Origin of the sequence: Asticcacaulis tiandongensis, assembly GCF_006475605.1 — a bacterium.
Lineage (GTDB): Bacteria > Pseudomonadota > Alphaproteobacteria > Caulobacterales > Caulobacteraceae > Asticcacaulis > Asticcacaulis tiandongensis.
Genome location: NZ_SSBC01000010.1, coordinates 743773 through 759500 on the forward strand (window position 1 = coordinate 743773; position 15728 = coordinate 759500).

Annotated in this window: 16 protein-coding genes, 1 tRNA gene and 1 riboswitch; of the genes, 10 read left to right on the plus strand and 7 right to left on the minus strand. The window is 55.6% G+C overall.

Annotation, left to right across the window (positions count from 1 at the left end):
• The first annotated feature begins 104 nt into the window (after positions 1-104).
• From E5201_RS07505 to E5201_RS07525, 5 genes are all read left to right on the plus strand, one after another.
• Positions 105-335, plus strand: a complete 231-nt coding sequence (locus E5201_RS07505; RefSeq protein ID WP_140985441.1) for a BolA/IbaG family iron-sulfur metabolism protein — start codon at positions 105-107, stop codon at positions 333-335.
• 2 nt (positions 336-337) lie between these two features.
• Positions 338-1234, plus strand: coding sequence for an aldo/keto reductase (locus E5201_RS07510; protein ID WP_140985442.1), 897 nt, complete (start codon positions 338-340; stop codon positions 1232-1234).
• 118 nt (positions 1235-1352) lie between these two features.
• Entirely contained in the window at positions 1353-1694 is a 342-nt protein-coding gene (gene grxD, locus E5201_RS07515) for a Grx4 family monothiol glutaredoxin (protein WP_140985443.1), read from the plus strand.
• 191 nt (positions 1695-1885) lie between these two features.
• Positions 1886-3556: a lysine--tRNA ligase gene (locus E5201_RS07520; RefSeq protein WP_140985444.1), complete on the plus strand. Its 1671-nt coding sequence runs from the start codon at positions 1886-1888 to the stop codon at positions 3554-3556.
• Positions 3557-3742: 186 nt separating this feature from the next.
• A complete protein-coding gene (locus E5201_RS07525; protein ID WP_140985445.1) occupies positions 3743-4360 on the plus strand; it encodes a YqgE/AlgH family protein in 618 nt (205 codons plus the stop codon).
• A gap of 3 nt (positions 4361-4363) precedes the next feature.
• Here E5201_RS07525 and E5201_RS07530 read toward each other — a convergent pair whose 3' ends face one another.
• Positions 4364-4735: a DUF805 domain-containing protein gene (locus E5201_RS07530; RefSeq protein WP_140985446.1), complete on the minus strand. Its 372-nt coding sequence runs from the start codon at positions 4733-4735 to the stop codon at positions 4364-4366.
• A 196-nt stretch (positions 4736-4931) separates the two neighbouring features.
• Positions 4932-6647, minus strand: a complete 1716-nt coding sequence (metG, locus tag E5201_RS07535; protein ID WP_140985447.1) for a methionine--tRNA ligase — start codon at positions 6645-6647, stop codon at positions 4932-4934.
• 167 nt (positions 6648-6814) lie between these two features.
• On the opposite strand from metG, the gene E5201_RS07540 reads away from it, so the two are divergent.
• Positions 6815-6890 (plus strand) — tRNA-Thr (locus tag E5201_RS07540).
• Positions 6891-7475: 585 nt separating this feature from the next.
• Here the strand turns inward: E5201_RS07540 and E5201_RS07550 are convergent.
• The 4 genes from E5201_RS07550 to E5201_RS07565 all read right to left on the minus strand — a co-directional run bounded on the left by E5201_RS07550 (position 7476) and on the right by E5201_RS07565 (position 10869).
• Entirely contained in the window at positions 7476-7907 is a 432-nt protein-coding gene (locus E5201_RS07550; protein WP_140985449.1) for a VOC family protein, read from the minus strand.
• Between the two features lie 69 nt (positions 7908-7976).
• Positions 7977-8828 carry a 23S rRNA (adenine(2030)-N(6))-methyltransferase RlmJ gene (rlmJ, locus tag E5201_RS07555; RefSeq protein ID WP_140985450.1) on the minus strand — a complete coding sequence of 284 codons (852 nt, stop codon included), beginning with the start codon at positions 8826-8828 and terminating at the stop codon, positions 7977-7979.
• A complete protein-coding gene (locus tag E5201_RS07560) occupies positions 8825-9184 on the minus strand; it encodes an MmcQ/YjbR family DNA-binding protein (RefSeq protein WP_140985451.1) in 360 nt (119 codons plus the stop codon). The genes rlmJ and E5201_RS07560 overlap by 4 nt, the downstream gene beginning before the upstream one ends.
• Positions 9184-10869 carry an amino acid kinase family protein gene (locus E5201_RS07565; RefSeq protein WP_140985452.1) on the minus strand — a complete coding sequence of 562 codons (1686 nt, stop codon included), beginning with the start codon at positions 10867-10869 and terminating at the stop codon, positions 9184-9186. The genes E5201_RS07560 and E5201_RS07565 overlap by 1 nt, the downstream gene beginning before the upstream one ends.
• A gap of 152 nt (positions 10870-11021) precedes the next feature.
• On the opposite strand from E5201_RS07565, the gene E5201_RS07570 reads away from it, so the two are divergent.
• Positions 11022-11945 (plus strand): DMT family transporter, encoded by a 924-nt coding sequence (locus tag E5201_RS07570; RefSeq protein ID WP_246050471.1) that lies wholly within the window; start codon positions 11022-11024, stop codon positions 11943-11945.
• Here the strand turns inward: E5201_RS07570 and E5201_RS07575 are convergent.
• Entirely contained in the window at positions 11920-12462 is a 543-nt protein-coding gene (locus E5201_RS07575) for a chalcone isomerase family protein (RefSeq protein WP_181404564.1), read from the minus strand. The two genes, E5201_RS07570 and E5201_RS07575, sit on opposite strands and share 26 nt — an antisense overlap.
• Positions 12463-12960: 498 nt before the next feature.
• A riboswitch (SAM riboswitch) is annotated at positions 12961-13090 on the plus strand.
• 83 nt (positions 13091-13173) lie between these two features.
• Between E5201_RS07575 and metX the strand changes: the two genes are divergently transcribed.
• The 3 genes from metX to rpmG all read left to right on the plus strand — a co-directional run bounded on the left by metX (position 13174) and on the right by rpmG (position 15624).
• Positions 13174-14157, plus strand: a complete 984-nt coding sequence (metX, locus tag E5201_RS07580) for a homoserine O-succinyltransferase MetX (protein ID WP_140985454.1) — start codon at positions 13174-13176, stop codon at positions 14155-14157.
• Entirely contained in the window at positions 14154-15320 is a 1167-nt protein-coding gene (gene metB, locus E5201_RS07585) for a cystathionine gamma-synthase (protein ID WP_140985455.1), read from the plus strand. Before metX ends, metB begins: the two co-directional genes overlap by 4 nt.
• Before the next feature lie 136 nt (positions 15321-15456).
• Entirely contained in the window at positions 15457-15624 is a 168-nt protein-coding gene (rpmG, locus tag E5201_RS07590) for a 50S ribosomal protein L33 (RefSeq protein ID WP_004620056.1), read from the plus strand.
• Positions 15625-15728 lie beyond the last annotated feature (104 nt).

A 15728-nucleotide genomic window follows, 5' to 3' on the forward strand; every position in this document is an offset into this window, starting at 1 on the left:
TTGACAGCCGGACTGTTAATTACAGCGCAAACGGGCGTTTAACCAAGTTCTAAACCTTGGTATGGTAAGGTTCGTATTCATCGCGTTTGTTTAGAAAGCCTGACATGCCTGTTGCCCAAAGCGAACTGGAAGCCCGTTTGAAAGCCGCCTTCCCCGAAGCGGATATTGTCGTCGAGGATCTGGCGGGAGACGGTGACCACTACAAGGCCTATATTTCCGATGCCGGTTTTGCCGGAATGCCAAAGGTCAGGCAGCATCAGAAGGTCTATGCCGCCTTAAGTGATATCATGGGCGGGGCCTTGCACGCGCTGGCGCTTGAAACCCGCGCGCCGTAACCATGCGCTATCGCCCGTTGGGACAATCAGGCACCGCCCTGTCCAGTCTGGGCCTGAGCCTTGGGCCGGAGGCCTTTGGCCGTGGGCGTCAGCATGTCCAGAAGCTGATACTGGCGGCGCTTGAGAACGGCATCAATACCTATCATTTTGACTGTAGCGAGCCGGACTTCCTCAGGGGCGTGGCCGAGGCCTTTGACGGGATTGACCGCAAGCTTCTGTTTTTGTCGTTTAATGCCCATGCCGATCTCAGTCAGGACCCGGTGAGTGATTACGCGCTGCGCACCCTGCGCGAACGGTTGCGGGCACTGGTGCAGGATTATGGTTTTGGCACCATTGATCTGTTAATGTTCCATGCGAACGGTTTCGATAAAATACCTGAGTCTTCATGGATTTTTCTTGAAGGGCTTATGGACGCCCGTCTGATTCGTTATCTGGGGGCGTCGGCCAATACCGACCGCATACGGGCCGTCGTTGATCATGGGCGCTTCGATATACTGAAAACGGTTTTCGATCTTGATACCAACTGGGATAAACGCCACCTGCTCGATCACGCCATATCCAAAAGCATGAACATCATTGGCCATGACTATTTCCCGCAGGCCTATCACAGGGCGTCGGATATCGTGCCTCGCGGGGCACGGCGCGGTCTGTTCCGTTTCAAGGCGGCCGATCCATTGGCCGGCAGCGGCACCTATGCCTTTTTGCATCAGACACCCGCCTGGAATGCGGAAGAACTTTGTCTGGCCTATACCTTAAGCCAGCCGTGCCTGACCTCTGTGCTCATCAGCCCCGAGACGCCTGAGGCGCTTCAGGCGCTGGCAGAGGTGACCGAACGTAACATGCCCCCCAGTGTTCCGGCCCAGATCGAAATGGCGCGGTTCTCAGCCCAGAACCCGTGACCCAAACGTGATACAGCCGATAAAAAAGCAAAAAGGCTGATCTGCGACACTAACGCCTCTGGATTTCACTAGCAGCGACGCCTATATCGGACAAAACCTTTGCCGGAGTTAAACCGTCGTGAGCCAAGACATTCAGCCTGAAATCCGCCAGTTCATCGAACAGACCGTCCAGAATAATCCGGTCGTCGTGTTTATGAAGGGCAGCCCTGATCAGCCACGCTGCGGCTTCTCGTCACTTGTGGTGCAGGTGCTGGATCACTTAGGCGTCGAATTTGCCGGTGTGGATGTGCTTCAGGACGAAGGCTTACGCGAAGGCATCAAGGCCTATACCGACTGGCCGACCATTCCCCAGCTTTATATCAAGGAAGAGTTTATCGGCGGTGCCGACATCGTGCGCGAACTGTTCCAGTCAGGTGAGTTGAAGACGCTCCTGACCGAGAAAGGCATTGTGGAGGCTTAAGCTTAGCCCCCCGTTCCTGCGTATAAAACCCTCCGTCACCTTGCTGACGCAAGGCGCCACCCTCCCGCAGAGCAGGAGGGAGAAGATAAAGCGGGTAATGCGCTTTTGCCCCAATGGAATTGACGCGGCGCAACACAAAGCTTAAAGCCTGATCCTTCTTTTCATTTTCAAAGAAAGATCAGGCTTTTTTCATGTCTTCTGAGCTTACCCTTCTCGCGCAAACAGGCCGTGCATGGCCTTACGAGCAAGCCCGCAATCTGATTGCGCGCCTGCTGAAAACGCGTCTGAAAAGCTTTGAAGACCAGAAACAGGCCAAGGCCCTGATTGAGGCCGGAAAAACCGATGAGGCGCTCAAGGCCTTTGAGGGGCTTAACCGTCCGGTTCTGTTTGAAACCGGTTATGGCCCGTCGGGTCTGCCGCATATCGGCACCTTTGGCGAGGTGGCCCGCACAACCATGGTGCGTCAGGCCTTTACGCTTCTGACCGGCGGACACTGGGCGACGCGCCTCGTGGCCTTTTCCGACGATATGGACGGTCTGCGCAAGGTGCCCGAAGGCATCCCTAACCCTGAAATCCTGCATGAGGATCTGTATAAGCCTCTGACGGTGGTGCGTGATCCGTTTGGCACGCATGAGTCGTTTGGTGCGCACAACAATGCACGGCTCAGGGCATTTCTCGATGGTTTCGGGTTTGAATATGAGTTCAAGTCCTCGACCGACAGCTATAAGTCCGGTGAGTTCGATCAGGCGCTTCTAACGGCGCTTGAGCGTTTCGATGATATCCAGAAGGTCATGCTGCCGACCTTGGGGCCGGATCGTCGCGCCACCTATTCACCCTTCCTGCCGATTTCGCCCAAGACCGGCCATGTGCTTCAGGTGCCGACCTTAGAACGCAATCTGTCGAAGGGTACGATTGTGTTTGAAGAAAACGGCGAACGCTTTGAAGTTCCGGTTACCGGTGGCCACGTCAAGATGCAGTGGAAGCCTGACTGGGCTATGCGCTGGGCGGCTCTGGGCGTCGATTACGAAATGGCCGGCAAGGATCTGATCGATTCCGTCAAGGTTTCGTCTCAGGTCTGTAAGGTCCTGGGTGGCACCCCGCCGGAAGGCTTCAATTACGAACTGTTCCTCGATGAGGCCGGTCAGAAGATTTCCAAGTCCAAGGGCAATGGCCTGACCATGGAAGACTGGCTGCGTTATGGCGCACCGGAAAGTCTCGCCTACTATATGTTCCAGTCGCCGAAATCAGCCAAAAAGCTGTATTTTGACGTCATCCCGCGGGCGACCGACGAATTTTTCCAGCAACTGGACGCCTATCCTAATCAGGAACCGGCCAAGCAGATCGAAAATCCGGTGTGGTTTGTCCTGAAAGGCGATACGGCGATTAAATCTCCGCCGGTGACCTTTGGCCTGATGCTCAATCTGGTGTCGGCGGCCAATGCCTCCGACAAGGACACCCTGTGGGGCTTCCTCAAGGCCTATATTCCGGGGGCGACGCCGGACTCCGAGCCGGTGCTGGATCGTCTGGCGGGTTATGCGCTCAACTATTTTGAGGACTTCGTGAAGCCCTCAAAGACCTTCCGTCTGCCGAGCGATCAGGAAAAAGCGGCATTGGTTGACCTGCGCGACCGTTTTGCCGCGCTTGATCCCGAAACCCGCGATGCCGAAACCATTCAGAACCTTGTGTTCGAGGTCGGTAAGGCACATGGCTTCGAGCCACTCAGGGCGTGGTTTCAGGCCCTTTATGAGGTGCTGCTGGGGCAATCACAGGGGCCGCGTTTTGGCTCGTTTGTGGCCATCTTCGGCCTTCAGCGCACCATTGCCCTGCTGGATCAGGGCATAAAGGGCGAGTTGGCAGCATAATATTTCAGGTGCTGGGGGGCTGACTTTATAACAAGTAAGCCAGAACCCCCATCCGTCTTTGGCATCAATCGATGCCAAAGCCACCTTCCCCATCACAGATGGGGAAGTATGAAGATGAAGTCTGATTACCTTCTTTGCGTTATGTTTCGCCTTGCCAGCGTCATCTTATGCCCCCATCTTAGGGGCATGAGCGAGACACCTGCCCCCACCCTCGAACCGGACTCCCTGCAAGGCAAGCTGCTGATCGCCATGCCGGGTCTCGAAGACGCGAACTTCGATCACAGCGTCATCTATCTGTGTCAACATGACGCCGAATCGAGCATGGGCCTTGTGCTCAATCAGCCGATTATCGGGCTTGATTTCGGGCGTATGCTTGAGGAACTCGGCATCCCCAGTCCGCACGATCACGTCAATCAACGCCGGATTTTCAGCGGCGGGCCGGTGCAGAACGAACGGGGTTTCGTCCTGCACAGCCTCGATTACTTCCTTGATGATGTTACCTTGCCGCTGAATGTCAGTCCCGAAGACCTTGATCTGAGCGAAGGTCTGGGGCTTACGGTATCGCGCGATATTCTAGAGGATTTATCCAAAGACAAGGGGCCGTCCAAGGCGGTCGTGGCGCTGGGGTTTGCCGGCTGGGGTGCGGGCCAGCTTGAGGCTGAAATTCGTGAAAATACATGGCTGGTGGCCCCCGCCAGCCATGACATTATCTTTGCCCGCGATCCGTCTCTGATCTGGCAGAAAGCGCTAAAGGCCATTGGTATATCGCCGGAACATCTGAGTAGTCATTCCGGCAGGGCGTAAAACTCAGTCCTTTGGCGATGGGCCAAAACGGTTGGCACCGCGTGTACCCTCAAAGAAGCCGCACTCGATAAAGACCCACAGCCAACCAATAAACGGGATCAGGGTAATCAGTACCCACAGCCATGATTTGTTACGATCATGCCAGCGTTTCACCTGTATGGCCAGGGTCGCATAGAGCACCACCAGGCCGGCGGCAAAACCGATAAGCCCGGCCCCTTCGAAACGGTAAGGGCGCAGCAGGCTGGCGTCCTCAAGGTCACCGCCAAATACGACGACAAAGGCCGCCGTCAGCAACCACAGAATGAAACTGTAAATCCAGAAATCACGGCGTCTCAGTCGCCCGTCAAAACTAAATAATGCCTTGGCAATATTCATGGAAAGCCCCGCTTAATCCTTAGAGAAGTCAATCATTGAGGGCAGCATAGATTTACCCTTATAAATTTCCAGTAGGGATCAGATCGGTGTGACAATTTATGCAGGTTTCGAAGGCGCAAAGAAGAAACCCCTCCGTCTCGCCGCTGTCGCGCCGATCCACCTCCCCATGCTCCGCATAGGGAGGAGAGAGGCAAGGTCAGGCTTCGGCGCCGCCGAAACGTTCTGCCCATGTCGTGAGTTGGTCGTCTTCGATCTTTTTGAACAGCACCTCACCGGATTTCACTGTGGTTCCGGCAGTGAGTTTTGACAGTTCGGTTTGGGCGTCCGTTGTCGGCCAGTCCTGCGGCAGACTTAAGCCCGCGCTGTCGGCAATGGTTTGGGCGGCAAAGGGAATCAATGGTTGAGACAATACCGCATAGAGACGCACGAGATTAAGCCCGTGACGGACGATCACAGCGGCGCGTTCAGGATCAGTTTTAAAGGCCGTCCATGGGGCCGCTTCCTGAAGGTATTCGTTGCCCAGCACCCAGATACGACGCACGGCTTGCGCCGCCTTACGCATCTCAATGGCTTCAAAAGCCTCTGTGGCCTCAGTCAGCAGCGCCGACAGGTCGGCATAGAGCTTTTGTTCCAGTGGGCCTGCCTCACCACCTTCGGGGACGATACCACCAAATTTGGACTCGGTGAATTTGACGATACGGTTAACAAAATTGCCGAGAACGTCGGCAAGGTCTTTGTTGATCGTTGACTGGAATTGCTCCCACGTAAAGGACGAATCCGAGCCTTCGGGCGATTGCGCAATCAGATACCAGCGCCAGTAATCAGCCGGCAAAAGCTCAAGCGCCTGATCCATAAACACGCCGCGGTTCATCGAGGTCGAGAACTTGCCGCCGTACCAGTTGAGCCAGTTGAACGCCTTAAGGGTATCGACCAGCTTCCACGGCTGGCCGGAGCCGATGATCGTGGCGGGGAAGCTCACGGTGTGGAAGGCGACGTTGTCCTTGCCCATCAGTTGGACATAGTTGACGTCTTCCGCCCCTTGATCCAATCGCCACCAGCGCTTCCAGCCATCGGGATCACCCTTTTGGTTGAAATATTCCTGTGTCGCCGCGATATATTCAATCGGCGCATCAAACCAGACGTAGAAGACCTTGTTTTCAAAGCCCGGACGCGGCGTGCCTTCATAGGCCACCGGCACGCCCCAGCTCAGGTCACGGGTAATGCCGCGATCAATCAGGCCTTCCTCTAGGTGTTTATGAGCGATGGATTTCGCCAGTTGCGGCCAGTCTGATTTGGTGTCGATCCATGCCCGCAGTTCAGGTTCGACCCTGGTTTGCAGCAGATAGAGATGGCTGGTGTCACGCACCTCAAGGTTCCGAGAACCGGACACGGATGAATAGGGATCAATCAGGTCGGTCGGATCAAGCAAGCGTCCGCAATTGTCGCACTGATCGCCGCGCGCCTTCTCGAATTTACAGTGCGGACAGGTGCCTTCGACATAACGATCGGGCAGAAAACGTCCGTCATCGATCGAATAGATCATGCGATCTACCCGTTCTTCGATCAGGTTGTTGTCCTCAAGGGCCTGCGCAAAGCTTTGGGTCAGGTCACGGTTTTCCGTCGATGAAGACCGTCCGAACCAGTCGAAGCTTAAGCCATAGGCCTCACCGGCGCTTTTTTGAATGTCATGCTGTTCGGCGCAATAGGTGCGCACATCCTGACCAGCCTTGGCTGCCGCCAGTTCCGCAGGCGTGCCGTGCTCATCGGTCGCACAGATAAACAGTACTTCATCGCCCCTCGCCCGCTTGAAGCGCGCATAGACATCCGCTGGCAACATGGAACCGGCCAGATTGCCCAGATGCTTGATGCCATTGATATAGGGAAGCGCGGAGGTAATGAGGATGCGGGACATAAGGCTTTCTGGTGGCTGACAATGAAAACGCCGTGATCTCTTAAACCAATCCGCAGGGCGAAAACACTCCCTTGTCAGTTTTTCACAACAAAATCTTATTCAGACGATTGCCTTTAGCGAAACAGCTTGGCATAAGGGCCGCCTTGATCGCCTTTCGGGCCGATTATGCCGGTTTAGCTCAGTTGGTAGAGCAGTTGTTTTGTAAACATCAGGTCACGAGTTCGAATCTTGTAACCGGCACCATTATTTTCCACTCACGCTTAAGTTCGCCGCACCCGCTTGTCGCGGGCGCTATTGGCTCACCGCTCCGTTAGGGCGCGGCATAGGCCGCGGCGCGCCGTCGCGCTTGCCTCACTGCGTTCGGAAAATTTTCCACTCATGCCTAAGTTCGCCTCACCTGTTTACGTAATGGCCACTTAACGTCATCAACAGGCGTACCATGGTGATAGGTACGTCCTGAGTAAATAAACCGCTCAACCCGTGCCCATCCTTTTTTGTCCATTGTCTTGGGCGCTTTAAAGTCACGCCCCATGAAGTGACATAATCCACTACATTGAGGGCATTTGTGACGAAAAGTCCGTTCAAATCTTTTCGCCGCCAACTCAGCCTTTAGTGTCGCCACCCTGTTTAACCCTCGTTGCTTTTTGAGGCTTACCAAGGGACGCTTAAAGGACTTCCGGCACACGAAGCAGGCATACGGAAAATGATGCGTCCCACAACCATAATCAGTTAGTTCAAGCATAAGAATCCATCGGTCTGCCCATTACCTACAAAGCCTGCACGCTAAACTGACACGCCGTGAGATAAAGGCAAGGTTGTAAAGGCCTTCTAGAACGTAATCTTCACCGACGTCGCCGAGCGGTTGGCTTCGCCATGATAGACGGCTTCGATATTGTTGCCGTCAGGATCAATAAGAAACGCCGCATAATAGCCGGGATGATAGGGTCGTTCACCCGGTGCGCCATTATCTGTGCCGCCCGCCTCAAGTCCCGCCTGATAAAAGGCTTCAACCTGTTCGCGGCTATTGGCCTGAAAGGCCAGATGATGACGGCCCGTCAGATGCCCCTGCGCCGCAACACTGTCCTTGGACGAAACAAACAGTTCATCGGCCCAGAAATAATCGCCTTCGATATAATCCCCCATCGGCACTTTCAGCACGCTTAATATCGCCTGATAGAACCGGTGGCTGGCAGGCAGGTCTTTAACCACCAACTGAATATGATCAATCAGGCGTCCACGATGAATTTCATTGGCTTCCACAGGGCTGTCCTCCGTAAATATCTGGCCCGATTATCCGTCGGAACACAGCCAGATTATGGCAGCAGCGCGTCAATCTATCGATTGAATGACGGCCTTAGAGCCTGCGTCACCAAACAGGGCGGCCACGTCCCTGGCCACGGCAGACAGGGCGATTGAGCCTGCCGCAGGGGCATTGACGGTCACCAGCGCACAGCCGTTCATTTTCAACGGGTTAATCAGCGGACGCAGGCGGATTTGCGCCGCCTCAACCTCAGGGCCATGATCGGAAATATCCTCGAACAGCGCACATTCGAGATGACGCAGGAAGCGGTCATAGGTTTCCAGATCCTTGAGCGGTAACCACACCAGCGCCATGAGGTCCGGCCTTAGTTTCAGGCCTTCGGCCAGCACTTCACAAATGCGGTCATAGTCATCCCCGCGTTCAAACGGCGGATCGATCAGCCACAACAGGTTTTTGGGCGTGTCGCTGCGCTTCAGGGCCGTTTTGTAGCCATCGGCCTGATCGACATCGCCACGGCGACCAATGGTGTCTTTCAGGCGCTCAAAGTCATCCTCGCGCAGTTCGCAGCCGATATAGTCGCCCTCAGACCCCAGATGATCGACGACCATCAGCGGCGATCCCGGATAGAGGCCAATGCGTGACCTGAAGCCTGCAGCAGCGTTTTTGGCACGCACATAGTCCGCCAGAGGCTTAAGGCTGTCGGGGGCGTCCTGTTCGAGCAGGAACTTGATGCCCGCCTCGGCTTCTTTGGAGCGGGCAAAATGCGGGTCGGACAGGTCATAAAGGCCTGCGCCCGCGTGGGTATCAATCACCCGTAGCGGCTTTTCGGCCGTGCGCAGGTCTTTGAGGAAGGCGAGCAAGACCGCGTGTTTCGCCAGATCGGCAAAATTACCTGCGTGAAAGCCGTGACGATAATTCATATCAGACCAAGCTCTTTCTGCGTTTTCTTAGGGAGACCGGCGGCGACCAGTTTATGGGAATCAGTGATCAGCCCTTTCAGGTCATCATCACTGAGTGTCTCGCCCTGATAATATTGTATCCATGACATGCCACGCGACGCCAGATAGGGCGCAGGCCGACAGTCAGAATGATCCTGATAAATTTCAAAGACTAAGGACGTGACCTTAAAGCTGACGCTTAAGTGGTTATTGTCACCCCAGCCAATAATTGCAAACACCTTGCCGCCGACTTTCCAGACGTCGGCCCCGCCCCATTGCACCACATGGGTGGCAACCGGCAGGGCCGCGCAGAAAGCATTGCAGGCTTCGGGCGTCATCAGGCCTTCAGATTGCCATCACGGGCAATCAGCAGCACATCCGCCAAAAGCGCTTCGGAGGTCGGCCATGCGCCTGCGCCCTTACCGGTTACATACCAGAACTCACCATTATCCAGTTCGATGATGGCGCGGTTCTGCTCGCCCTTCGCCCCGACCAGATAGTTATCCAGCGGCAGAACCTCGAGCTTCATGGACACCTCAAGGCCCTTGTCGGTCATGATAGCGCGGGCGACATAGCGCAGGCCCTTGCCCTCAGGGATGACCAGTGACTCTTCGGTGATGGCGCCGACTTCGACATGGTTCGGTGTGATTCCGGGGAAGGCAATCTCACGCAGCAGTTTCAGCTTCGCGCCAACATCCGTACCATCAAGATCCGCGGTTGAATCGGGTTCAGCAAAGCCCAGACGACGGGCTTCGTCCATCGCCGCATCGAAGGTTTTACCGGCTTCGACCTGATCGATGACAAAGTTTGACGTACCGTTGACCACACCGGCAATCGATTTGATCTTATGTGATTTTACGGCGCGCAGAAGCGCTTCGATGATCGGTGCCCCACCGCCGACTGAGGCCGAATAGGTCAGGAGTGCGCCGGAAGCCTTGGAGGCGGCTTTCAGCTTGTCCTGCGCAGCGGCGACGGCCTGTTTGTTGGCCGAGGTTACACCAACGCCGAGTTTCAGGAAGTCTTCGAGCAGTTCTGCCGAAGGCGACACGCCGGTGCCAATATCGACAAACACGTCTACATCCGCGCGGGCAAAGCTGCGGGCATCGGCGGTGAATTTGGCAGACAGCGGATGATCACGACGCTTGGCCGGATCACGCACCAGAATACGGTCAACCTCAATGAGGTCAGACCATTCCTGAGCGCGTTGCAGGAACATAGCCCCTACCCCGCCTGCGCCCATAACAGCGACGCGGATTTTACGTTTCAGAACCGGCTTGTTGCGCAGCTTTGTTTCGGTGCCGAGAACGGTTTCATAGCCTTTGGCCAGTGCCGCCACCTCGACGATGAGGTCATTTTCGTGGGCGTAACGCATGGCCTTGGCCTGAACGATCGGGAAGGCGATCTTTTCAGCTTCGTCCCAGTTGAGCGACGCATAAGGCTTTGCGGTGTCGGGATAGGCGGCAGGGTCGGTGTCGTAGACCGCATCTACGTCCTTAGTCAGGCGCACGCGCACGTCATGGCCCGCATCCTTAAGGGACTTGCCGATAAAGACGGCACTCAGGTCCGAGCCGCCGCGACCAAGCAGAACCGGCTGACCGGCAGCGGTTTCGGCCTGATAGCCCGGCACCACGACCAGATCGACGGTTTTCAGGTCTTCGGTCAGGACTTCGGTTTTGAGCGATACCGGATTGGCGCTGAAATGATCGCCCTCGGCAATCAGGCCGATTTCGCTGGCGGAACGATAACGCGTCACAATGCCCGAACGCTCACAGGCCATGGCCAGAAGTGATGAGGCCTTGACCTCGCCTGTGCCAATCAGATGCGGCGTGGCGGAGGAACTTGAGGCCTGGGTGTAGCTTACGGCCTGACGCAGAAGCTGATCGGTTTCGCCCTTGAAGGCCGACACCACGGCAATCACCTTATGGGCATCGCGCACATAACGGTAGAGTTCCGAAACCGCCCGCTGTAGTGCCGCTTCCGACACCAGCACCGAACCGCCAAATTTTACGACAAGCGTGGTCATTTACATCCGTCCCGATCTTCGCCCATACGGCAGGCCAAAAATAATTAATAAGCGTGGGTGGTTATAAGGCTTTCGGACAAAGTCAAAGCAAAAAGAATACGCGCACCGGTTTTTTTGTGCTATCGCGGCCTGACCTTCTGAGGTGAAAGCCCGTGTCCCTTCGCGTAGCCGATAAATCCTCGCTTACCGCCTATCTCTGCCTGATGACGGCGACCCTGTTCTGGGCGGGCAATATGGTGGGCGGAAAAATTGCCGTAGGCCACATCAGCCCGGCCATGCTTAATTCCTTGCGCTGGGTACTGGCCATGGGGATTATTTTTGCCATTTCCTTTAAGGAAATCAAAGCCGACTGGCCGGTGATCAGACGTCATCTGCCGCTTTTACTTGGTTATGGGTTCATAGGCTTCGGGGTCTTCAATACCATTATGTACACGGCTCTGGTGCACACCAGCACGCTGAATGTAGTCATTGAGCATGCCGCCATGCCTTTGACCATTTTTCTGCTGAATTTTGCGCTGTTTCGCGTCCGGGCCAACTGGGCGCAGGTGGCGGGGTTTATCCTCACCTTCGCCGGTGTCATCGTTACCGCCAGTCATGGGCGGATTGGCAATCTGGCGGCGCTTGAGCTGAATATCGGTGACGCGCTGATGCTGATCAATGTGCTGATCTATGCCGGCTATACGATCAGCCTGAGGTGGAAGCCGCCGATCCACTGGAAGTCGATGATGGCTATTCCGACCATCGGGGCCGTTGCCGCCTGCCTGCCCTATCTGTTTTGGGTGTCGCGCGACACCGGCATCATCTGGCCCGATGCGACCGGTTGGGGTGTGGTCATCTATGCCGCCATTTTCCCGTCCCTGATCTCACAGGTGTGTTTCATCAAAGGCGTTGGCCTGATCGGGGCTAACCGCGCGGGATTATTTATCAATACCATCCCGTTATTCGGGGTGATCCTGTCGGTTCTGATCCTGCGCGAAGCCTTACACAGCTTTCATTTCGTGGCGCTGGCACTGGTGGTTGGCGGGATCATACTGGCGGAAGGGTCGCGTCTTACACGCCCAGCAACTGCCGCCTGAGGGCCGGTGAGCGGCTTTTTTCAGACAGCCATATCCCGAAGAAATACCGGCTGAACTGATCGTCCCTGATGGCCCCTATCTGGTTACCGTTAAGATAGAAAATCGCATGGCCCTGAGCGTTGCGCACACCGGTAATGTCGCCGTTCTTTTCCATAGTCGGCATAAAGCTTTCGAGTTGGGTACGCCATTCAGCCAGTTTGGCGGCATCCTTGAAGCCCTGACGTTTGATTTCGTTGACGGAGACGCTAACGATGCGGCTGGCCTTGATTTTTCTCTGGAATATAAGCTGAATCGCGAAAGGATTATCTGGTGTGTACTGACCTTCGGGGGCATACAGCGTCACGGTAAACGGCGTCATGCCGAGATAGCTGAAGCGACCCGTGCCCAGCTTTTGGGCATCGGAAACAACCGATTTCGGCCCGTCTTTCAAGGACGCACGCACCGACAAGGGCATAAGGCTAAACGCGACGGCACCGGCCAGTATTATACGCCGGTCAGGACAAAATGATTGGGTCATCAGGCACCTGTGAGACGGAAACGACGTCTCACAGTTTAGCGTTATGCGCATAAACATCCGATACGCCCTTGTCCGGCTCAGGCTTTGCCGATTCAGGTCTCACTGATTCTGGCCACAGGATCAGAGCTGATGTCACAAGCACCAGCAGACAGCCCCCTATGAGGCTATAAAACAGTTTATCCCCCACGGCAGTCCCCCGGCAGGTTGTAAATGGTTCAAAAATTTAAGGAAATCTACTGGCGCCAAGGCTATTGGCACCCAAGTGTTAGGCAGCAAACCCTAACAAAACCCTAACAGATTATGCGAGACGCACAACCTGTGGTGCGTAATTTTACACCGAACGGGCGATATATAAGCCTAAAAGTGGAAAAACCGGAACCTTTACAACCACTTTTTCGCACCTGCACAAATCCGGTTTCAACGGCATAATCTTTTGATACCCCCTGACAAGGGACAAGCCCCTTGACGACCGGCGTTAAATCATCACATAAGACCCCATACTCATCGAGACCAGCCGAGGGACAGGCCCGACGACGCTGGGGCAACCGCTTAAGAGCCTGAGTTCAGGCTTTTACGTATGGTGCCAACTCCTGCGGAGTTCCGAATTTCGGACTTCGACAGATGAGAGACGTGACGTCGCGGATCATATCCATGCGTCCTTTCTCCGACTGGTCCTGAGTAGCCTGATTTGTGCACCCGAAGACCAGATTTATGACCTCATATCCGAACCCTGCTGCGCCTGATCTTATTGGTACCGACATACGTGTCGATATTCCGGATGATTTCCGCCTGATGAGCGGTCAGAAACTGGAGCAGACCGATGTCGTGGCCCGTCTCTATGGCCCTGCCGACGCCCCTGTTGTGGTGGCGGCAGGCGGTATTTCGGCCGGACGCATCCTGTTTGCCAAGGAAGACACGACCGACACCGCGCCCGGATGGTGGGAAGGGGTCGCTGGCCCGAATGAGGCGCTGGATCTTAATCGCTGGCGGGTGTTGAGCATTGAGTTTGCCCCGCGTCTGCCGACCTCACAGATATATACCATCACCACCCACGATCAGGCGCGACTGGTGCGGCTGATCCTTGATCATATTGGGGTGCAGAAGGTCTATAATTTTATTGGCGCGTCCTATGGGGCGATGATCGGTCTGGCCTTTGCCGAGCTTTATCCGGACTATGTTGAGCGGTTGTGCGTGATATCCGCCGCCCACCGCTCACACCCGATGGCCACGGCCATGCGCGGCATTCAGCGCCGCATCCTCAGGTTCGGGCTTGAGACCGGCAACGAAAAAGAGGGTATTTCTCTGGCGCGGCAGTTGTCGATGACCACTTACCGGTCAGACGATGAGTTTTCCGAGCGCTTTGATGGCCCGCCGCCAGAGGCTGCCGGTGAAAACTATACGGTCTGCGGTTATCTGAGGTCACGCGGCGATGCCTATGCCACCGATGCCAATCGCTGGATTTCCATGTCAGACAGCCTTGATCGTCACCGTGTTGATCCGGCCAATATAAAGGCAAAAGTGTTTTTAGCCGCCGTCCCAAGCGACCGGCTGGTGCCCTATGCCGATATGAAAACCCTGCATGAAGCCCTTGCCGACAGCGTCTTTATTGAGTTTCCCTCCCTTTATGGCCACGATGCTTTCCTTAAGGAAATCAGTACAGTGTCCGCCATTGTTAAACGGTCTTTGGAAGAATGAGCAAAAAAGCCTATCTTGAAACCGCACAGGACGCCACCAAGGCCGTCAATATCGGTATCGACACAGACACTGTGCATGGCGCAGTCATGCCGCCGATCTATCTGTCGTCGAACTATACGTTCGAAGGCTTCGGCCAGAAGCGCACCTATGACTATGCGCGTTCCGGCAATCCGACCCGCGCTGTCATTGCCGAGGTTTTAACCAGGCTGGAACACGGGGCCGGTGCGGTCATGACCTCATCGGGCCTCGCGGCGCTTGATCTGTTGTGGCAGGAACTGCCCAACAACCGCGTGGTGGTGCCGCATGACTGTTATGGCGGCACGCAGCGGCTTCTGAATGCGCGGACGCGTCAGGGGCTGATCGAAGTGGACTATGTCGATCAGGGCGATGAAGCGGCAATTGCCGCGGCTCTGTCGAAGCCTGCGGGCCTTCTGTTGCTTGAGACGCCATCGAACCCGCTGATGCGGCTGATTGACCTGCAAAAGCTCATCAAGCTTGGGCACGCGGCGGGCGCACGGGTGGCGGTTGATAACACCTTCCTGTCGCCTGCCCTGCAAAACCCGATCAGCTTCGGGGCAGACTATGCGGTGCATTCGACGACCAAATATATCAATGGTCACTCGGACGTGGTCGGCGGTGCGATTGTCACCAAAGATGCCGAAGAAGCGGTGCGGCTCAACTGGTGGGCCAATGCGTTAGGGTGTACGCCATCGGCATTCGACAGCTATCTGACACTGCGCGGGGTGCGCACGCTTCTGGTGCGCGTGCGCCAGCAGCAGGAAAGCGCTCAGAAGATAGCCGAATATCTTGAGGGCCATCCGGCGGTGGCCAGCATCAACTATCCGGGCCTGAAATCCCATCCGCAGCATGAACTGGCTAAGGCCCAGCAAAAGGGTTTTGGCGGCATGATGAGCTTTGAGCTTAAGGGCGGGATTGAAGCGGTCAAACGGGTTCTTGATGTCGTCGATCTGTTTTCGCTGGCCGAATCACTGGGGGGCATTGAGAGCCTGATCGTGCATCCGGCCTCAATGACTCATGCGGCCATGTCGCCCGAGGCGCAGGCGACCGCAGGCATTTCCGGTGGGCTTTTAAGGCTTTCTATCGGGCTTGAGGACGTAGAAGACCTTATTGCCGCCCTTGAACGCGCCTTAAAGGTCGCCTAAGGACAGGAAACTTTGCTTTCGTCCCGATTTGTCATTGACTTCGCAGCAAGGATGCGTATTTTCCGCGCTTCTTAAAGTTTACCAAGGCCCAAGCCCTTAGTTTGGTAGCGGCCCAACCGATTAAAAGGCTATCACCATGGCTAAGCCCGCCTCCATCAAGATCCGTCTTAATTCAACGGCGGACACCGGCTTCTTCTACGTAACCAAGAAGAACGCCCGCACCAAGACTGAAAAGATGGTGCTGAAGAAGTACGACCCTGTTGTACGCAAGCACGTCGAATTCCGCGAAGGCAAGATCAAGTAAGATCGGCCCTTAGCGCTGCTATTCAAAAATCCGTTACGGTTCGCCCGTAGCGGATTTTTTTACGCCTGCCTCTTGACGCGCGCCGTATCATGCAACATTTAAAG